The 22,010-nt window shown below is 68.6% G+C and carries 3 protein-coding genes; all 3 read right to left on the bottom strand.

Annotated elements, in window-relative coordinates:
- Positions 1-182 precede the first annotated feature (182 nt).
- The 3 genes from A6723_RS24630 to A6723_RS24620 are packed head-to-tail and all read right to left on the bottom strand — an operon-like array spanning position 183 to position 21,855.
- On the bottom strand, positions 183-1,157 hold the full coding sequence (locus A6723_RS24630) for an alpha/beta hydrolase (protein ID WP_054907072.1): 975 nt from the start codon (positions 1,155-1,157) through the stop codon (positions 183-185).
- The gene (locus tag A6723_RS24625; RefSeq protein ID WP_054907073.1) at positions 1,154-9,028 is read right to left on the bottom strand and encodes a non-ribosomal peptide synthetase; all 7,875 of its coding nucleotides are present in this window, start codon (positions 9,026-9,028) and stop codon (positions 1,154-1,156) included. The genes A6723_RS24630 and A6723_RS24625 overlap by 4 nt, the downstream gene beginning before the upstream one ends.
- An 11-nt stretch (positions 9,029-9,039) precedes the next feature.
- Complete coding sequence (locus A6723_RS24620; RefSeq protein ID WP_054907074.1) at positions 9,040-21,855, bottom strand: non-ribosomal peptide synthetase; 12,816 nt, start codon at positions 21,853-21,855, stop codon at positions 9,040-9,042.
- Positions 21,856-22,010: the final 155 nt, after the last annotated feature.

Below are 22,010 nucleotides of genomic sequence, written 5' to 3'. Positions count from 1 at the left end.
AGCTCACCACCGCGCCGCAAGAAACTCCGTCACCCGCCGGTAGTAGCTCTCCACCTCCGGCACCAATATCGTAGGGCGGATAACGCGCCAGCGTTCTCCGCCGCTAAGTGGCCGGCGGATAACCTGTTCCAGGTTATTCGCCCTACGCTTCAACAACGCAGCAAGCGTCCGTGAAAGCGGTATCACCAGCGCGCCGCCAGGAACTCCGCCACCCGCCGGTAATACCCATCGACTTCCGGCACCAGGTTGCCCATCCGCAGAAAGTCATGGGTCATCCCGCAGCAGCGCTCGGCTTCCACCTCCACGCCCTGCGCCACCAGCGCTTGGGCGTAGGCCAGGCCTTCGTCCAGCAACGGATCGAATTCCGCGGCCAACAGCAATGCCGGAGCGCTGCCTTGCAGGGCCGCGCCCGCATGCAACGGCGAGCAACGCCAATCGTGGCGCTGAGAAGCGTCAGGCACGTACTGCTCGTAGAACCAGTCCAGGCTGGCGGTTTCCAGCAGATAGCCTTCGGCGAACAGCTCCTGGGATTCGCTGCGCGTGCTGGCATCCGCCGCGGGATAGAACAGCAACTGGGCGCAGGGCTGCTCGACGCCCTCGCCCGCCAGCTCGGCGCAGAGCACGGTGGCCAGGGTGGCGCCGGCGCTGTCGCCGCCCACCGCCAGGCGGCGCTGGTCCAGGGCGAGGCTGGCGGCAGAAGCCAGCAACCAGTTCCAGGCATCGCGGGCGTCGTGGGTAGCCGCCGGGAAAGGCGCCTCCGGTGCCAGTCGGTAGCCCAGCGAAATCACCGAGCAACCGCAGTGCTTCGCCAGCAGCCGGCACAAGCCATCGTGGGAATCCAGGCTGCCAACCGTATAGCCGCCGCCGTGGAAATACAGGATCGCCGCGTCGCCCGCCCCGTTTCCGGTGAAAGCGGGCCGATACAACCGTGCGGGCAGTTCACGGCCATCCCGCGCAGGAATCCGCAATGCCTCCACCGGCATCGACGGCGCCCCGGCCTTGAGCGATTCGGACGACGCTTCGAAGTCCTCCCGCGCCTGCCCTACCGGCAGTTCATGCAGTGCCGGGCGACCGCTGCGGCGGCCCTCGTCGACCATATCGAGAAACGCGGAAATCTCCGGGTGCAGCATGCCGACCTCTGTCATCAATGCGTTCATACCGTGGCCTTTTCCTTGGCGGTTTCGACCTGTGCGCAGCAATGGCCGATCACACCGTCCAGCTCCTCGCGCAGAGTTGCCATCAGCGCCTCGATGCGTGACGGGCGGAACACCCGGCGGCTGAACATGCAGCGCAGGGTCAGCTCGCCGTCGTATACCTGGCCGACGATCTCCAGCCAGTTGTTCATCGGCGTGCTGGCGGCATAGGTGTCGCCGGGCTTCTCCTGCAAGGGCACGAACAGCGCCTGGTCATCGAAGCTCTGGTCGAACTGGCCGAGGTAGTTGAAGGTGACGCGCGGTTCGGCGCGGGCGGCGAGCTGGCGGCGCAGCGCGCTGTCGCCCAGGTAGCGCAAGGCGCCGTAGCCGATGCCCTTGTCCGGTACCGCGCGCAGTTGCTGGCGGATCGTCGGGATGGCCTGGGCGTAACCGCCCTGCCCCGGCGTCAGGCGCAGCGGGAACAGGCTGGTGAACCAGCCGAGCGTGCGGCTGTGGTCGACGCTGTCGAGGATGTCTTCGCGGCCATGGCCTTCCAGGCCGATCAGCACCGACTCGCTGTCGCACCACTGGCACAGCGTGCGGCCCAGGGCGGTCAGCAGCAGGTCGTTGATCTGCGTGCGGTAGGCCTCCGGAGCCACCTTCAGCAGGCGCTGGGTCTGCTCGCGTTCCAGGCGCAGGAATGACTGCTCCAGGTGGGCCATGCGCTCGGCGCCGCGCGGGTTGTCGCGCTGCGGCTCGCCCAGGCCGGCGGCGTCGGTCTGCTCCAGCCAGTACGGCAGGTCGGCTTGCGCCAGTTGGCTGTCGGCATACTCGCGCAGGCCTTCGGCCCAGGCGCGGTAGGCGCTGGTGCGCTCGAAGCGCGGCGCCGGATCACCGCTGAGCTGCGCGGCGTAACGCTGTTGCAGCTCCTCCAGCAGGATGCGCCAGGACACACCGTCCACGCCCAGGTGGTGGATCACCAGCAGCAGGCGCTGGGTGCCGTCGGCCATGTCGGTGAGCACGCCGCGCAGCAGGCGACCTTCGCTCAGGTCCAGGCTGCGCTGCGCCTGGTTGGCGATCAGCAGCGCCTCCTCGGCATTCGCCGCCTGACGCTGCCAGAGCAACGCGCCGGTGATCTCACTGGCTTCGCGAGTGCGCTGGCGCCACACGCCATCCGCGCCACGGGCGAAGGACAGGCGCAGGCTGCCGTGCTCGGCCAGCAAGCCTTGCAGCGCCGCCTCCAGCGCATCGGCATCCAGACGCTGACGGCACTCCAGCAACACCGCCTGGTTGAAGTGGTTCGGTTCTTCCAGCTGCTGCTCGAACATCCATTGCTGGATCGGCACCAGACCGAAGGATTCGCCGTCATCGGCAATTTCCACAGCCGTTATCGGCGCGGCCTCTGCCACGCTCTCGACCCGTTCCAGCAGACCGGCGATGGTCTGGTACTGCAACAGGTCGCGCAGACGAATCTCCACGCCCTCGCCCAGCGACTGGCGGGCACGGGAAACAATCTGCAAGCTGAGGATGGAGTCGCCGCCGAGGTCGAAGAAGTTGTCGCGGATGCCGACGCGCTCCACTTGCAGCACGTCCTGCCAGATGTCGGCCAGGGCCTGCTCGCGCTCGTTGCGCGGCGCCTCGTAGACCTCGCCCTGCCAGGTCGGCTCGGGCAGTGCCTTGCGGTCGATTTTGCCGTTGGGCGACAGCGGGAAGCGCGCAAGCTTGAGAATCTGCGCCGGTACCATGTAGTCCGGCACCTGGGCGCGGAGGAAGCTGCGCAACGCGTCGCCTTCCACCTCACCGACCACGTAGCCCACCAGTTGCTTGCCGCTGATACCGTCGCGAGCGACCACCAGCGCCTCACTGACCTGCGGGTGACCCTGCAGGCGCGCCTCGATCTCGCCCAGTTCGATGCGGAAGCCGCGAATCTTCACCTGATGGTCGATCCGGCCCACATAGTCAATCACGCCATCGGCGCGGCCGCGCACCAGGTCGCCGGAGCGGTACAGACGGCCACCGCAAGCATCGAACGGGTCCGCCACGAAACGCTCGGCGGTCAATCCGGCGCGCTCGTGGTAGCCACGCGCCAGGCCGTCGCCGCCGATATACAGCTCGCCCGCTACGCCCAGTGGAACCTGGCGCAACTGTTCGTCGAGGATGTACAGCTTGCGCGCGCCGACACCCTTGCCGATGGGGGCATACGCCGCATCGCAGGCAGTCACGCGGTCGGCCTTCCAGAGCAGCGGCGTGACCACGGTTTCCGTGGGGCCGTAGCCATTGATCAGGTGCTCGGCGCGCAGCGCTCGCTTGGCCAGCTCGAAGCTGGCGTTGGGCACCGCGTCGCCGCCGAAGCAGTAGATGCGCACCGGCGGCGGGTTGCCGTCACGCAGGGCGTGCTCGGCCAGCTGCTGCAGGTAGACCGGCGGGAAGGCCGCCACGCTCACCTGCTTGTCGTGTAGCACGCGGTAGGTCTGTTCCGGCGTCCACAGCTCATCGCCGCGCAGCACCAAGCTGCCGCCGTGGACCAGGGTGGTCAGCCAGCGCTCGTGGGCGCCGTCGAAGGCGAAGGACATGAAGTGCAGCTCGCGGGTCGCCGCGTCCATCCGGTACAGCTCGCCGATGGCCGCGCAGTGCATGGCCAGCGGCCCATGGCTGACCGCCACGCCCTTGGGCTTGCCGGTGGAGCCGGAGGTGTAGATCAGGTAGGCGAGGTTTTCCGGCTCCAGCGCCACCACCGGCAGGTCGCTGTCTTCGCCAGAAAGATCGAGGCCGTCCAGCTCCAGGCATTTCACCCCTGCCGGCAGCGGCAGGCGTTCGCGCAGGCGGCTGTCGGTGATCAGCAGCGCAATGCCGGCATCGGCCATCTGGAATTCCAGGCGCTCGCGCGGGTACTCGGCGTCCAGCGGTACATAGGCGCCACCAGCCTTGAGCACCGCCAGCAGCGCCAACGGAATACGCACGCTGCGCGGCAACGCCACGCCGACACGGACCTCCGGGCCGACACCCAGCGCCATCAGCCGATGGGCCAGGCGGTTGGAGTCACGCTCCAGCGCCGCGTAGTCGATCTCCTCGTCGCCACAGATCAGCGCCACGTCATCGCCGCGCAGAACGGCCTGGCGCGCAATGGCCAGGTGCACCGGCTCGGCTGGCGGCAGCGACTGGTGCGGACCGCGGCAGGCGGCCAGCGCCGCGCGGTCATCGGCGGACAGGCACTGCAGCTCGCCGACGCGCTTGCCGGCGCCGTGCAGCAGGCTGTCCAGCACCTGTTCCAGGTTGCCGCGCAGGCGCGCCACGGCCGGTGCGCTGAAATGCGCGCGCAGGTACTGGTACTCGATCTCCAGCCTGTCGCCGACGCGCACCGCAAGGTCCATCGGAATGCTGGTCTCGTCCTTGGATTTCAGCTCGCCGAAACGCGGGCCCTGCGCGCTGCGCAGCACCTCGTCGACCGGGTAGTTCTCGAACACGATGATGCTGTCGAACAGCGCCTGCCCGGCCTGGCCGGCCCAGCGCTGGATGTCGTACAGCGGCGTGTGCTCGAACTCGCGCACGTCCAGGTTGTAGGCCTGCAGTTCGCGCAACCAGTCGCCCAGATCGGCATGCTCCGCCGGCGCCTGGACGATGGGCAGCGTGTTGATGAACAGGCCCAGCAGGCTGTCGGCACCCGGCAACTGTGCGGGACGACCGGCCACGGTGGCGCCGAAGGCCACGCGCTGCTGGCCGGTGTAGCGTTGCAACAGGAGAATCCACGCTGCCTGCACCAGGGTGTTCAGCGTCACCCGCTGGCTACGGGCGAAGGCTTTCAGGCGCTCGGTGGCCGCCGCGTCGTAGCGGCTGTATTCCAGGCCGTGGCCGCTGCCCTCGGCCGGGCGCGCCAGGCTGTCGGCGAGCACGGTGGGCTGGGCGAAGCCTTGCAGGCGCGCGCCCCAGAAGTCCTGCGCCTGTTGCTGATCCTGCGCTTGCAGCCAGTGGATGTAGTCGCGATAGCGGCCCTGCTCGCCGATGGCCTCGCCGTTGTAGCGGCGCAGCGCCTCGGCGAACAGCTGGGCGTTGCTCCAGCCGTCGAGCAGGATGTGGTGGTGGGTGTAGACCAACTGGTGGCTGTCCTCGGCGCTGCGCACGAGCACCAGGCGCAGCAGCGGCGGACGCTCCAGGTCGAAGCTGCGGCTGCGTTCGGCGGCAGCCAGCTCGTCCAGTGCCGCATCCATGTCCTCGCGGCCACGCCAGTCCAGGACTTCCAGCGGCAGCTCGACACGTTTGTGCACGGCCTGAAGCGGCTTATCGAGGCCCTGCCAGTGCACGCCGGCGCGCAGGTTGTCATGGGCATCCAGCGCGGCCTGCCAAGCGCCGCGGAAGCGCTCGACGTCCAGCCCCTGCACTTCCACGCGCAGTTGGTTGACGTAAACACCGCCTTCGCTGCCGTCCACGCCGTGGAACAGCATGCCCTGCTGCATGGGCGACAGCGGGTAGAGGTCTTCGATCTCGTCGGGGTTCAGACCGAGCGCGGCCAGTTGGACATGATCTGGCGCATCAATGGCCGCGCTGCGTGCTGGCGCTGCGACCGCTACGACATCACCTGCCACACGGGCCAGTGCCTGCAGCGTCTGGTGCTGGAACAGGTCCTTCGGGCTCAGCTGCAACCCGGCGGCACGCGCGCGGCTAACCACCTGGATGGAGACGATGGAGTCGCCGCCCAGCTCGAAGAAGTTGTCGTCCAGGCCGACCCGTTCCAGGCCCAGCACGGCGCACCAGATGCCCGCCAAGGTCTGCTCGCGCTCGCTCTCCGGCGCGCGGTAGCTCTTCTGCAGCAGGCTGAAGTCCGGCTCCGGCAGGGCCTTGCGGTCCAGCTTGCCGTTGGGTGTGAGTGGCATGCGCTCCAATTGGACAATCTGCGCAGGAACCATGTAGTCCGGCAGCTCTTCCAGCAGTGCGGCACGCAGGTCGGTATCGATCCGCCCTGTGACGTAGCCGACCAGCTGCTTGACCTGCCCCGCATCGCGAGCGATCACCACTGCCTCGCGCACGCCGGGTTGGCCGAGCAGGCGCGACTCGATCTCGCCCAGTTCGATACGGAAGCCGCGGATTTTCACCTGGTGGTCGATGCGGCCGAGGTACTCCAGCACACCATCCGCCCGCCAGCGCGCAAGGTCGCCAGTGCAGTACATGCGTGCAGTGGAATCCCTGCTGTAGGGATCAGCGACAAAGCGCTCGGCGGTCAGCTCGGGGCGCCCATGGTAGCCGCGCGCCAGGCCGTCGCCGGCGATGTACAGCTCGCCGGCCACGCCAATGGGCGCCGGCTGCAGTTCGCCATCGAGGATGTACAGCTGGGTATTGGCGATAGGCTTGCCGAGCAGCGCGCGGGCGCCCTTGTCGATCTTCCAGGCCGCCGACCAGATGGTGGTTTCGGTGGGGCCGTAGAGGTTCCAAAGAGCCTCGGTCTGCGCGGTGAGCTTGTCCGCCAGCTCGGCGGACAACGCCTCACCGCCGCAGAAGAAGCGGCAGCCGGTCAGGCGCGGGAAGTCCTCATGGCCGCTGAGCAGCGTCCAGGTGCTCGGCGTCGCCTGGATCACCGTCACGCCCTGCTCCAGTGCTACGCCCAGCAGACGCGCCGGGTCGCGGGCGACGTCGCGGTCCACCAGCACCACGCGGCCGCCGACCAGCAGCGGCAGGTAAAGCTCCAGCGCGGAAATATCGAAGGACAGCGAGGTCAGCGCGAGCACGCGGTCCCGCGCATCCAGGCCCGGTTCACGGGCCATGCTGAGCATGAAGTTGACCACCCCGCCGTGACGCACCGCGACGCCCTTGGGCTTGCCGGTGGAGCCGGAGGTGTAGATGACGTAGGCGAGATCGTCCGGGCGCGCGAGGTTGTGCAGGTCGCTATCGGCATAGGCGTCCAGCTGCGCCCAGTCGCGGTCCAGGCAGAAGGCGCGGGCACCGCTCTGCGGCAGTTCGCCGAGCAGATGTTCCTGCGTCAGCAGCAGGCGCACGCCACCGTCTTCGAGCATGTGCGCCAGGCGTTCGGCGGGGAATTCCGGGTCCAGCGGTACGTAGGCGCCGCCGGCCTTGAGCACGGCGAGCAAAGCCACCGGCAATTCGACGGAGCGCTCCAGCGCCACGCCGACGCGGCTATCCGGGCCGACGCCCTGCTCGCGCAGCCAGTGCGCGAGGCGGTTGGCGCGGCCGTTCAGCTCGGCATAGCTGAAGCTGCGCTGGCCATCGGTCAGTGCGATGTCGTTCGGAGTGCGCGCCGCCTGCTGCTCGATCAGTTGGTGCAGGCAGGCGTCGCGCGGATACTCCACGTCGGTGGCGTTCCAGCCGTAGAGCAATTGTTCACGCTCGCGGCCGTCGAGCAACGGCAGGCGCGCGACCGAGCAATGCGGATCGGCGACGATACCGCGCAGCAGGTTGAGGAAATGCCCGCACAGGCGTGAGAGGGTCGCCGCGTCAAACTGGTCGGTGGCATACATGAACTGCCCGCGCACCTGGCCGTCGCGGCTTTCCTCGGTGTTCAGGGTCAGGTCGAACTTGGCGATGCCGCTGTCCAGCTCCAGGCTTTCCAGCTGCAGGCCGCCGGGCAGTTCGCGCAGGGCATCGCGGCGGCTCGGCTGGTGGTTGCAGGCCACCTGGAACAACGGGTTGTAGCTCAGGCTGCGTTCGGGTTGCAGCGCGTCCACCAGTTGTTCGAAGGGCAGGTCCGGGTTGGCCTGGGCGCCGAGCACCGCTTCACGGGTGCGGGCCAGGAAGGCGTTGAAGGATTCGTCACCATCGATGCGTGCCGTCAGCACCTGGGTGTTGACGAAGAAGCCGATCAGCCGCTCGCTCTCGGCACGGCCACGGCCGGCAATGGGCACGCCGACGCGCAGCTCGCGCTGGCCGCTATAGCGCGACAGCAACAGTTGGTACGCAGCGAGGATCAACATGAACAGCGTGGCGCCCTGCCCCCGCGCCAGTTCGCGCAGGGAATCGCTCAGCCCGCGCGGCAGCTCGAAGTCCAGGGTGGCGCCGTGGTAGCTCTGCACCAGCGGGCGCGGCCGGTCGCCCGGCAGGGTCAGCAGCAGCGATTCGTCGCCCAGCTGTTCCTGCCAGTAGGCCAGTTGCCGCTCGCCCTCGCCGGCCGCCAACCACAGGCGCTGCCAACGGGCGATATCGCTGTACTGGATCGGCAGCTCGGCCAGGTCGGCTTTCGCGCCCTGCACCTCGGCGCTGTACAGCACCGCGAACTCGTCAATCAGTACGCCGATGGACCAGCCGTCGGCGATGATGTGATGCAGGTTCACCAGCAGCAGCGCTTCACCGGGCAGCCGCGCCAGGTGCAGGCGCAATAGCGGGCCCTCGGCGAGATCGAAGGAGCGTTGCGCGCACTGGTTCAACCATTGGCGAGCCTCGGCCTCATTCGCGAAGTCCTTTCGCTCCAGCTGCGCCGGCACCGGCGGCAGGATGCACTGCATGACCTCGCCATCCGATTCCCGTACGGCGCATAACGCGCCAGCGTTATCCGCCGTCGCATCCTGCCCAGGTTGCGGCGGATGACGCTGCGCGTCATTCGCCCTACCAGAGCGATCCTCTACGTTGCGGAAGACTGTGCGCAGGCTTTCATGGCGCGCGATCAGCGCGGTGAAGGCACGCTCCAGCGCGCCCTCGTCCAGCGCGCCGCGCAGGCGCACGGCGGCCGGGATGTTGTAGGCGGCGCTGTGCGGCTCCATCTGCCAGAGGAACCACAGGCGCGCCTGGGCCGCCGACAGTGGCGCGTGTTCGCGACCCTCACGGAGAATCGGCAGGCGCGACAGGCTCACGCCTTTATCGCGGAGCTGGCGCAGGAAGATGATCTGCTTGTCCTCGGACAGTGCGCCAAGGCGCTCCGCGACCTGCTTCAGCTGGGCGTCCATCGGGTGATTCATTCCCCCACTCATCAGAGATTCTCCAGCTCGCCGAGCAGTTCATCCATCAGGTCCAGTTCCTCTTCCGCGCTGGCGGAGCTTGCCCGCTGGCTTTCGATCCAGGCGGCCAGTGATGAGAGGTTGCTCAGCTCGAACAGCCGGTGCAGCGGCAACTCCAGCCCCAGGCGCTGACGCAGGGTGAGGCCGACCTGGGTGAGCAGCAGCGAGTGGCCGCCCAGCTCGAAGAAGTCGTCGTGCAGACCGACGCGTTCCACCTGCAATACGTGCTGCCAGATACCGGCCAACTCCACTTCCAGGTCGCTGCGCGGCGCCACGTACTCACGCTGGCTCGCGCCCAGCTGCGGGTCCGGCAGGGCCTTGCGCTCCAGCTTGCCGTTGGGCGATAGCGGCATGGCGTCGAGGGCGATGATCCGCGACGGCACCATGTAGTCCGGCAGCTCGCTTTGCAGCGCCTGGCGCAGCGCCTCGGGCTCGGCACTGGCGACTACATAGGCCAGCAGTACGCCGTCCTTCGCCACCACCACGGCTTCGCTGACTTCCGGCTGCGCTTGCAGGCGCGCCTCGATCTCGCCCAGCTCGATGCGCAGGCCACGGATCTTCACCTGGTGGTCGAGGCGGCCCAGGTACTCGATGGCACCGTCCTCGCGCTGACGCGCCAGGTCGCCGGTGCGATACAGACGATCAGCGCTGCCGAAGGGATCGGCGACGAAGCGCTCCGCGGTCAGGCCAGGGCGTGCGTGGTAACCGCGCGCCAGGCCGACGCCGCCGATGTACAGCTCGCCAGCCACGCCTTGCGGCACCGGCTCCAGGCGCTCGTCCAGCAGCACCAGGCGCAGGTTGTCGATAGGCCGGCCGATGGGCACGACCTGCCGCGCGCTGTCCTCGTCGCAGGCCCAGAAGCTGACGTCGATCGCCGCTTCGGTGGGGCCGTAGAGGTTGTGCAGCCTGGCGCTGCTACGCTGGCGGAACTGCTGTTGCAGCTCATAGGGCAGCGCCTCGCCGGAGCACATCACCTGCAGCAGCGAGGTGCAGCGCTCCAGTTCGCCGGAAGCGACGAAGGCTTGCAGCATCGACGGCACGAAGTGCAGCGTGGTGACCTGCCCCGCCTCGATCACCTGGCGCAGCGCCGCCGGGTCGCGGTGCGCACCGGGCGCGGCGACCACCAGCGCAGCGCCGGTCATGAGCGGCCAGAAGAACTCCCACACCGACACGTCGAAGCTGAACGGAGTTTTCTGCAGCACGCGGTCGGAGGCATCCAGCGCATACGCCTTCTGCATCCAGTGCAGGCGGTTGACCAGCGCGCGGTGGCTGTTGCCGGCACCCTTGGGCTTGCCGGTGGAACCGGAGGTGTAGATCAGGTACGCGAGGTTCTGCGGGCTGCCTTGGATGACGGGGTTCTGCTCGGAAGCCGTGGCGATTTCGCTCCACTGGCTGTCCAGGCACAGGGTTTTCGCAGCCGTCTGCGGCAGGCGTTCCAACAGGTGTTGTTGGGTCAGCAGCAGATTGACGCCGCTGTCGCCCAACATGTGTTGCAGGCGATCCTGCGGGTAGTCCGGGTCCATCGGCACATAGGCGCCGCCGGCCTTGACGATGCCCAGCAGGGCCACCACCAGCTCCACCGAACGCTCGGCAGCCACACCGACCAGCACATCCGGGCCGACACCCTGGCCGCGCAGCCAGTGCGCGAGCTGGTTGGCGCGGGCATTGAGCTGGGCGTAGCTCAGGCACTGCTCGCTGAATTGCAGGGCGAGCGCGTCCGGAGTCGCCGCAACCTGCCGCTCGATCAGACTTTGCAGTTGTACGTCTGCCGGGAAAGCGGCCTCGGTGGCGTTGAACCGCTGCAGCAGCCTGTTGCGCTCATCATTGGAGAGCTGGCTGACGCGGCCCAGCGGGCGCTCGGCGTCTTCCACCAGAGCCAGCAGCAAGCGCTCGAAGTGGCCACGCAGCTGCTCGATCTGGCTCGCGCTGAAGCGGTCGGCACGGTAGGTGTAGCGCACGTCCAGCTGTTCGCCGGCGCTGGCCACCAGCGCCAGGGCGTAGTTGGTGCCATCCACCGGGCGATGGCCGAGGATGTGCAGCTCATCGTTCGCGGACGACGACAGCGCCGCGTCCATGGGGAAGTTCTCGAACACGATGAGGCTGTCGAACATCGCCTGGCCGCCACGGCCGGCCCAGCGCTGGATGTCGTACAGCGGCGTGTGCTCGAACTCGCGCACGTCGAGGTTGAAGGCCTGCAGCTCACGCAGCCAGTCGCCGACGTGCTGGGCGTCGTCCGGGGTCTGCAGGATCGGCAGTGTGTTGATGAACAACCCGAGGCTCTCCTCCGCTCCCGGCAGGGTCGCCGGGCGACCGGCAACGGTGGCCCCGAAGGTCACGCTGCGCTGGCCGCAATAGCGTTGCAGCAGCAGCGCCCAGGCGCCCTGCACCAGGGTGTTGAGGGTGATGCGCTGGGCCTGGGCGAAGCGTTGCAGCGGCGCCGAGTCGAGACGGCTGTGCAGCTCGCGCAACGGTTCCTCGCGGAAGCTCGCGTTGCAGGCGGTGGCCAGCAGGGTCGGCTCGTCGAAGCCTTTCAGGCGTTCGCGCCAGAAGGTTTCACCGATAGCGCCGTCCTGGGCGTGCAGCCAGCCGATGTAGTCGCCGTACTGCGCGACGGGCGCCGGCAGCGTCTCGCCACGGTAGAGGGCGAGCACTTCGCCGATCAGCCGCGCGCTGCTCCAGCCGTCCAGCAGCAGGTGGTGGCAGGTCCAGATCAGGTGGTAGCGGCGCTCACCGAGACGCACCAGCGCCAGGCGTTGTAGCGGCGGCTGGGCCAGGTCGAAGCCGAGGTTGCGCTGGGCGTCGGCGACGCTTTCCAACTGCTGCTCGCTGACCTGCTGGTCGCGCCAGTCGAAGGACTGCACCGGCAACTGCACCTCACGCAGGACGAACTGCAACGGCGCCGAATCCGCACTGGCGAGGAAGCCGCTGCGCAGGTTGGTGTGGCGGGCAATGACCGCACGCCAGGCGTCGAGGAAGCGCGCCTCGCCGAGGCCGTCCAGGTCTACCCGCAGCTGGTTGACGTAGAGCGATGAGCCTGGCACGTCGAGAGCATGGAACAGCATGCCTTGCTGCATCGGCGACAGCGGGTAGAGGTCATCGACGCCAGCCGGCAGCGGCAGCGCATCGAGCTGGGCCTGATCCAGATCGACCAGCGGCAGCTCGGTGGCTTCCAGCTTGCGTGGTGTGGCCAGGCAGTAAGCCACCAGCGCCTGCAATTCAGCGCGCAGCAGCGCCTGCAGCTCATCGATGTCGGCAGCGTCGAACATCGCGCTGCTGTAGGTGACTTCCAGGCTCAGCTCACCGCCGAGCACACGGCCGGCGTAGACCAGCGCATTGCCCAGCGCGGCATTCAGCGGCTGGCTGCGGCCCACGCCTTCGAAGGCCGGCAGGAAGTCGGCGTCGGCGAAGGCCTGGTCGAGCTGGCCGAGATAGTTGAAGGTCACCTGCGGCGTCGGCAGGTCACGCAGGCTGGCGGCGTGCTGGCTGAGGTAGCGCAGTTGGCCGTAACCCATGCCGGCACGCGGCAGGTTGCGCAGGTGCTCGCGGGTGGTGCGCAGGTCGTCGCCCGGCTCGCCGCCGGCTTGCAGGCGCAGCGGATACAGCGCGGTGAACCAGCCCACGGAGCGGCTCAGGTCCAGCGCTGCCTCATTGTCGAAGGCATCGCGGCCATGGCCTTCCATTTCCACCAGCGCGGAGGACTCGCCGGTCCAGGCGCACAGCGCGCGGGCCAGGGCGGTCAGCAGCAGGTCGTTGATCTGCACGCGCTGCGCTTTCAGCGCCGGGCCGAGCAGTTGGCGGGTGGTTTCGGCGTCGAGGCTGAAGCGCGCATTGGCGGCTTCTTTCCAGGTGCCCGGAGCATCGCTGCGGGCACGCTTGAGCGACGGCGCACCGCGCAGTTCGCCTTGCCAGTAAGCCAGCTCGGCAGCGACTTCGGCGCTGTTGGCGGCTGCCTGCTGGCGAGCGCTCCAGGCCTGGTAGCTGTCGCTGCGCGGCAACGCGGCGGGCGTGCGGCCGGCGCGCAGTTCGCGGTAGGCGTACTGCAGGTCTTCCAGCAGGATGCGCCAGGACACGCCATCCACCGCCAGGTGGTGGATCACCAGCAGCAGGCGTTCGCCGCCGCTTTCCAGCGTGACGTGCATGGCGCGCAGCAGCGGGCCGTTGGCGATATCCAGGCTGGCCTGGGCGTCGTCGCACAGGCGCTCCAGGGTGCGAGCGTCGGCGGCGCGGCGGCGCCACAGGAGGGTCATGTCCAGCGCACCCTGTTCAGCGTAACGCTGGCGGCTGCCATCAAAACGCAGGCGCAGCGCGTCGTGCTGGCCGACCAGCCAGTGCAGCGCGCGGGCCAGTGCGTGGCTGTTCAACGCTTCGCGCGGTTGCAGCAGCAGTGCCTGGTTCCAGTGATGCCGTTGGGCGCTCGGTACGCGTTCGAAGAAGCGCGCCTGCACCGGCGACAAGACGACTTCGCCGCTGACAGCGGCCACCGGGGCCGGTACCGCAACGGCAGCCGGCGTGCGGCTTTCCAGCCATTGGGCGAGCTGGCGGACGCTCTGGCGCTCGAACAGCTGTTTCGGGCTGAGCTTGAAACCCAGCTTACGGATGCGCGCGATGATCTGCAGGCTGAGGATCGAGTCGCCGCCCAGCTCGAAGAAGTTGTCTTCGGCACCGACGCGCTCGACTTTCAGCACGGCCTGCCAGATGTCGGCGATGCGCTGCTCCAGTTCGCTCAGCGGCGCGCTGTCCACTGCCTTGGCGACCGACTCGGCACGCGGCAGGGCCTTGCGATCCACCTTGCCGTTGGCGTTCAGCGGCAGGCGTTCCAGCAGAATCAGCTGGGCGGGCTGCAGGTATTCCGGGACTTCACCGGCCAGGGCTTCGCGCAGCGCTTCCACGCTCTGGCCCTCGGCCACGACCCAGGCGAACAGCTTCATCGGACCGTCGCCTTCGCGCTCGGCCAGCGCCACGGCATCGCGCACGCCGGGCAGGCGCTTGAGCGCTTGTGCCAGTTCGCCCGGCTCGACGCGGTAACCGCGAATCTTCACCTGGTCGTCGACACGGCCGAGGAACTCCACGTCGCCACGACGGTTCAGGCGCACACGGTCGCCACTGCGGTACAGGCGCTCCCCCTCGCCGTCTACAAGATCAGTGACGAAACGTTCGGTCGTCATTTCCGGCTGGTCGAGGTAGCCCAGCGCCAAGCCGGCACCGCCGATGTACAGCTCGCCCGGCACGCCCGGCAGCAGGTCGCGACCGTTCTCGTCGAGTACACGGATGGCGGTGTTGGCCAGCGGCGTACCGATGGGCAGGCTGCCCGCCGGCAGATCATCCACCAGCGACCATTCGTGGGTCAGTACGCCCACGGTGGACTCGCTGGGGCCGTAGTGGTTGACGATGCGCAGCTTGGGCGAGAGCTCGCGCAGCGCTTGCAGCAGCGCGCGGTCGCAGGCTTCACCGCCCACCACCAGCAGGCGGCGCGGCAGCACGGCGGCAGCATTCGGTGCGGCCGCCAGCAAACCGGCGAGATGGCTAGGAACGATCTTCAGCACGTCCACGTCCTGCATGAACGCGGCGAAGCGTTCGGCATCCGCCACCGCCTGGGCATCCGCCAGGTGCAGGCGGCCACCGCCGCACAGCGCGCCGAACAGCGTGGTGTGGCCAAGGTCGGCGGCCACCGAGGAGACCATCGCCATGCCCAGGCCCTGGGCGCGGCCCTGGTGCAGTTGCAGGCGTTCCAGCACGGCTTGCACGTAGTTGGCCAGCGCCGCGTGGCTGACGCGCACGCCCTTGGGCTGGCCGGTGGAACCGGAGGTGAAGATGACGTAGGCGGCTTGCTGCGGGTCTATGTTCCGCGCGGGCGCGGCATCAATGCCCTGCTCCGGACCACCGGCCGGGACCAGCATGGCGGCTTCGCCGAAGGTCTCCAGCAGCGCCGCATCACTGACCAGCACGCGGCCGATGGCGTTGTCCTTGAGCAACTGGCGCAGGCGCTCGGCGGGCTGCGCCGGGTCCAGCGGCACGTAGGTGGCACCGGCCTTGAGTACGCCCAGCAGCAGGAGAACCCACTGCGCGCTGCGCGCCTGGCAGATCGCGACGCACTCGCCCGGCTCCACGCCGCTGTTGATCAGCGAATTGGCCAGGCGATTGGCGCGCGCATCCAGTTCGGCATAGCTGTAGCGCACGCCCTCATCCTGCACAGCAATGGCGTCCGGTTGCGCGGCGACCTGTGCGGCAAACAGGCCGAGAACATCCTGCTGCGGCCACTGGCGCGCCTCGCCACGACGGCGCGACGCCACCGGGCGCGGCAGCTCGCCAATGGCACGTTGCGGCTCGGCGCACAGTTGGCGCAGCAGCGCCTCGAACTGGCCGGCGATGGCGGCGACGCTGGCATCAAAGAACAGATCGCGGGCATAGACGAAGCTGCCGCGCAGCTCATCGCCCGGCTGGCCGTTGGCGTCCAGCGCCTCGGCCATGTCCAGGGCGAGGTCGAAGCGCGCGCCGTACTGCTCCTCGCTGAACAGCTCCAGCTTCAGCGCACCGGCGTCGGGCAGGCGGCTGACGTCGAAGCCGAAGTTGAACTTCACCTGCACCAGCGGGTTGTAGGCCAGGCTGCGTTCGGGTTGCAGCGCTTCCACCAGTTGTTCGAACGGCAGGTCCTGGTTCGCCTGCGCGCCCAGGGCCAGCGGCTTGAGACGGGCCAGCAGCGCGGCGAAGGATTCGTCGTCAGCCAGTGTGCACGGCATCACCTGGGTGTTGACGAAGAAGCCGATCAGGCCTTCGGTTTCCAGCTGCTGGCGGTTGGCGATGGGCACGGCCACACGCAGGTCGCGCTGGCCGCTGTAGCGCTGCATCAGCACCGCGTAGGCGCCGAGCAGCAGCATGAACAGGGTGACGTCCTGCTCGCGGGCCAGTTGCTTGAGGCGACTGCCCAGCCCGGCATCCAGGCTGAAGCCAAGGCTGCCGCCGCGGTAACTCTGCACGGCCGGACGCGGGCGGTCGGCGGCCAGTTCCAGGACCGGCGTGTCCTGGCTGAGTTGCTCGGTCCACCAGTTCAGCTGACGCTGGCCCTCCTCGCCCGCCAGCAGCTCGCGCTGCCATTGGGCGTAGTCGGCGTACTGCACCGGCAGCGCCGGCAATTGCAGGTCCTCGCCAGCGGCGAAGGCGCCGTAGAGGCGGCTGAATTCGTCCACCAGCACGCGGATCGACCAGCCATCGGAGACGATGTGGTGCATCGTCAGCAGCAGCACGTGGTCGGCGTCGGCCACTTCTTTTGGAGACAATCGCATCAGCGTCAGCCGCAGCAGCGGGCCGTTGCGCAGGTCGAACGGACGCTGCGCCTCTGCCTCGGCCAACTGGCGTGCGGTAGCTTCGGCATCTTTCTCCGCGGACAGATCGACACGCGCCAGGTCCAGCGGCTGCGCCGGCTGGATGCGCTGGAAGGCCTGGCCGTCCACTTCGTCGAAGGTGGTGCGCAGGGTTTCGTGGCGCGCCACCAGGGCATCGAAGGCACGGCGCAGGGCAGTTTCGTCCAGTGCACCGCGCAGACGCAGTGCTCCGGGAACGTTGTAGGCGGCGCTGCCCGGCTCCATCTGCCAGAAGAACCACAGGCGGCTCTGCGCGGCGGACAGCGGCAGGTCGCCGTCACGGGCCACGGCGCGCAGCGGCGGGCGGGTACTGGAGTTCGCAGCGCCCAGGCGGGCAGCGAATTCGTCCAGGCGGCTGGCTTCGAACAGGTCGCGCAGCGGCACTTCGCAATGCAGGTCGCGACGCAGGCGGGAGATCACCTGGGTTGCCAACAACGAGTGGCCGCCCAGCTCGAAGAAATCATCCTCGCGGCCGATGGCCGGCACGCCGAGCACTTCGGCCCAGACGGCGGCGACACGGCTTTCCAGGCCGTCGCGCGGGGCTTCGGTGGCATTCGCGGCGTCCTGCGGCTCGGGCAACGCCTTCCGGTCGATCTTGCCATTGGCGTTGAGCGGCATTTCGGCAAGGACGAGGATGCGCGACGGCACCATGTAGTCCGGCAGTTGCGCACGCAGCGCGGCTTTCAGGATGTCTTCGGCGACGCCTTCACCCGTCACATAGCCCAGCAGGCGCTTGCCGCGCTCGCTGTCACGGGCGATCACCGCCGCTTCACGCACGCCGGGCAGCGCACGCAGGCGGGCTTCGATCTCGCCGGGCTCGATGCGGAAGCCGCGGATCTTCACCTGCTGGTCGACGCGGCCGAGATAATCCAGCGCGCCGTCTTCACGCCAGCGCACGCGGTCGCCGCTGCGGTAAAGGCGCAGGCCGTCCGCGTAGGGGTCGGCCACGAAACGTTCCGCGGTCATGCCGGCGCGCTGGTGGTAACCGCGGGCGAGGCCGTGGCCGCCGATGTACAGCTCGCCGGCCACGCCGCGCGGCAGCGGCTGCAGGCGGTCGTCGAGGATATACAGGCTGCGTTCGCCGACCACTTCGCCGATGGGCGCATACGCCGCGCCGCACGCGGTGCGCGCGTCGGCCTTCCAGAGCATCGGGGTGACCACGGTTTCGGTGGGGCCGTAGCCATTGATCAGGTGTTCGGGCTTCAGTGCCTGGTGCGCAAGCTGGTAGGCCGCTTCCGGTACTGCGTCACCGCCGAAGCAGTAGATGCGCATGCTCGGCGCGTGACCGTGGATCGTCGCTTGTTCCGCCAACTGTTGCAGGTAGGCCGGCGGGAAGGCTGCCACCGTGACTTCGTGGCGGCGCAGTTGTTCAAGGGTCTGCTCGGCGGTCCACAGGGCGTCGTTGCGGATCAGCAGGCTGCCGCCGTGGGTCAGCGCGGTGAGCCAGCGCTCATGGGCGCCGTCGAAGGCGAAGGACATGAAGATCAGCTCGCGGTCGGCGTCGCTCATGGCGTAGCGCTGGCCGATCGCGCGGCAGTGCGCGGCGATCTCGCCGTGGGCGACGGCAACGCCTTTGGGCTGGCCAGTGGAGCCGGAGGTGTAGATCAGGTAGGCAAGGTTCTGCGCCTGGATGCGCAGCAGCGGGCGCACGGCCAGGGCGTTGGCGAGGTCGGCTTCTTCCAGCACCAGGCGCTCGACGCCTTCGGGCAACGGCAGGCGTTCGGCCAGCGCGGCGTTGGTCAGCAGCAGGTCCACACCGGCGTCCTGCATCAGCCAGGCGAGGCGCTCCTCGGGATAGTCGACGTCCAGCGGCAGGTAGGCGCCGCCGGCCTTCATGACGGCCAGCAGGGCCAGCGGGATATCCACGCCGCGCGGCAGCGCCACGGCAACCCGGCGCTCCGGGCCGATGCCGCGCTGGATCAGGCGCTGCGCCAGGCGGTTGGAGCGGTCTTCCAGCTCGGCGAAATTCACCTCGCGTTGCTCGTCGATCAGCGCGACCTTCGCCGGATGGCGGCGGGCCTGGGCGGCGATGGTCTCACTCAGCGCCTCGAAGGCCGATGCCTCGCCGGCCACGGCGATGCTCCAGTCGCTGGCGGGTAGCCAGTCGCGGGCGTCGAGGACGGCGTCGGCGTTCATTTTCGGCAGTGCGCGCAACAGTTCGAGGAAGTGCCCGACGAGGCGCTGCATGCCGGCCGCGGCGTAGCGCTCGCGGGCATAGCAGAAGCTCAGGCGCAGGGTCTGCTCGCCCTCGCGGACGCGCAGCACGAGATCGAACGGGGTTTCCAGGTCGAGCTGTTCCAGGGCTTCCACGGTCAGGCCCGGCAGGCCATTGCCGGCACGCGGCTGCCACTGGTGGTCGAAGGCAACCTGGCACAACGGATGGCGACCGTGGCCGCGCTCGGGTTGCAGTGCCTCCACCAGTTGCTCGAACGGCAGGCCCTGGTGGGCCTGGGCTTGCAGCAGGTCGTCGCGCAGCTGGCGAAGTACGCCGCGCAGGCTGGCGCCTTCGGGCAGCTCGCTGCGCAGCACCAGCAGGTTGACGAAGAAGCCGACCAGTCGCTCGCTGTCCAGCTGTTCGCGACCAGCCTGGGTCAGGCCGATGCGCAGGTCGTGCTGGCCGCTGTAGCGCTGCAGCAGCAGGTTGTAGGCGCTGAGCAGGAGCATCGGCAGGGTGGCGCCGTGGGCCTGGGCCAGGCCGCGCAATTGACGCGTCAGGTCGGCATCGACTTCCTGTTCGATCAGTGCGGCGCTCTGGCCTTTTTTACCTCCGTTCTTTTCTAGTAGACCGAACGGCAACTCCAGCGGCGAATGCTGGTTGCCCAGGCGCTCGCTCCACCAGTCCAGCAGACGGGCGCCCTCGCCCGCTTCCAGTTTGCTCTGCTGGGCGGCGGCAAGGTCGAGGTACTGGCGCGACAGCGTCGGCAGCACCGGCTCGCGCTGTTCGACGATGGCGCGGTAGCACTCGGCGAATTCGTCCAGCAGCAGGTTCAGCGACCAGCCATCGGCGATGATGTGGTGCACGCAGAGCAGCAACGCCTGGCGGCCGCCGCCGAGGTTCTGCAGGCGCAGGCGCAGCAGCGGGCCGGCGGCCAGGTCGAAGGGTTCGGCGGCAAAGGCTTCCGCATCCTCGCGGGCGGCAGTGTCGCGGCGGGCGTTGCCCAGGGAGCTGAAGTCGCTCTCGGTCAATTCCACTTGCGTGCCGTTGGCGAGGCTCAGCGCTACTTCACCATCGAACTGTTCGATGAAGCGGCTGCGCAGGGTTTCGTGGCGGCCCAGCAGCACGGCAAAGGCCTGCTCCACGGCCGGCCGGCGCAGTTCGCCGCGCAGGTTCATGCGCCCGGCAATGTGGTAGACGGCGCTTTCCGGCTCCAGCTTCCAGAGGAACCACAGGCGGCGCTGGGCCGGCGACAGCGGCAGCAGACCGTCACGTGGGACCTGCGGCACGGCCTCGACCTGAGTGGTCGGCAGTGCGGCCAGTGCGGCAACGAAGGCGCCCAGCTCCGGCGCCTCGAACAGCAGGCGCAGTTCCACGGCGCGACCGAGACGCTCGCGCAGGCGCGCCATCAGCTGGGTGGCCTTGATCGAGTTGCCGCCCAGGGCGAAGAAGTTGTCGTCGCGGCGAATCGCCGGCAGCTCCAGCACTTCGCTCCACAGCGCAGCGATGGCTTGCTCCTCGGCAGTCAGTGCAGCAACCGGCCTGGCGCTGGCGCCATCGCTGATCGGTTCGCCAGCGCGCTGGATGGCGTAGGCCTGCAGGCTGCCATCGAGCAGCTGCGCGCGGCACGCCGAGCGCTGCAGCTTGCCGCTGGAAGTCTTGGGCAATGCGCCCGGCTCCAGCAGCGCCACCACCAGCGGCGCCTCCTGGAAGGTCTCGGCCACGGCGGCGGAGATGGCTTTCGCCAGCGCCTCGGCGGAGATCAGCTTGCGCACGCTACGGCCGACTTCGGCGGCGATGCCAATGCCATCGCGGCCCTGGTGTTCGATGGCGAAGGCGGAAACGCGGCCCTTGCGCACCAGGTCCACCTCTTCTTCCACGCAGCGTTCCAGGTCCTGCGGGTAGAGGTTCTGCCCGCGGACGATGAGCATGTCCTTGAGGCGGCCGGTGACGAAGAGTTCGTCGTTGTGCAGGAAGCCCAGGTCGCCGGTACGCAGCCAGGTGCGGCCGTCCTTCTCGACGAAGGTGCGCGCGCTGGCTTCCGGGTTGCGCCAGTAGCCCAGCGCCACGCTGGGGCCGCTGCTCCAGATTTCGCCGACGCGGTCCGGGCCGAGGGTTGCGCCGCTCACCGGGTCGACCAGTTGCACGTCGTGGTCCGGCTGGGTGCGGCCGCAGTTGATCAGCGAAGTACCGCGGCCTGGGCGGGCGACGTTTTCGCCCAGGGCGTTGAGGTCCACTTCCAGTTGGCCGATACCCTCACCGCGCACGCCACCGGTGACGAACAGGGTCGCTTCGGCGAGGCCATAGCAGGCGTAGAAGGACGAGGCGTCGAACTGCGCGGGGGCGAACCAGGCGGCGAAGCGCTCCAGGGTGTCCGGGCGGATCGGCTCGGAGCCGGAGAAGGCCACGCGCCATTTGCTCAGGTCCAGGCCTTCCAGCGCGGCCTCGTTGACCCGCTCGCAGCACAGCCGGTAAGCGAAGTCCGGGCCGCCGCTGACGGTGCCGCCGAAGCGGGCGATGGCTTCCAGCCAGCGGCGCGGGCGTTCGAGGAAGTAGCGCGGCGACATCAACACGCACTCGATGCCGCTGTAGATCGGCTGCAGCAGCCCGCCGATCAGGCCCATGTCGTGGAACAGCGGCAGCCAGCTGACGATCACGTCGTCGTCACCGATGCCGAAACCGTGACGGATCAGGCGCTCGTTGGCGACCAGGTTGCCGTGGCTGACCTGCACGCCCTTGGGCGTCGAGGTGGAGCCGGAGGTGTACTGCAGGAAGGCGATGTCGTCGTCGGCCAGTTCCGGCATCTGCCATTCGACGGCCAGCGCAGGATCGGCCTGGTCTACCGCCAGCAGCAGCGGGCTCTCGCCGTTCTCGAGCACGCAGGCCGGGCGCAGGGCTTCGATCAGCGTGGAGTCGGTGAGCACCAGGCTCGGCTCGGCATCGTCGAGGATCGAGCGCAGGCGCGCCAGGTGCTGTGGGCGCACCGACTCCGGCGGATAGGCCGGCACGGCGATGATGCCCGAGTAGAGGCAGGCGAAGAACGCCGTGACGTAGTCCGGGCCGCTGGGCAGCAGGAGGACGGCACGGTCGCCCTGCTCGCCATGGCGCAGCATCCAGGCGGCCATGGCGCGGGCGCGCTCGTCCAGCTCGCGGAAGCTGATGGGCTGTTCGACGTTCTCGGCGATGAATCGCAGGGCAGTCTTGCGCGGCATTTCGCAGGCGCGTTGCAGCAGGGCCTCGACCAGGTTTCCTGCGGCTTCGTAACGGTCGTTCATGACATCACCTGTTCTGGCGGCGGGTGTTTGCGGCCCGCCGGAGGGAAATTCGTGGGGCTTACCGGGCCACGGCCGTGGCGGGCGCTAACCCGGTACTCCGAACTGTTCCCTCTCCCTTCAGGGAGAGGGTTAGGGAGAGGGTGCATCCGGCCGCT

The sequence above is a fragment of the Pseudomonas sp. AU11447 genome (genome assembly GCF_001672555.2).
GTDB classification, from domain to species: domain Bacteria; phylum Pseudomonadota; class Gammaproteobacteria; order Pseudomonadales; family Pseudomonadaceae; genus Pseudomonas; species Pseudomonas nitroreducens.
This window is presented reverse-complemented; position numbering and strand designations above follow the sequence as displayed.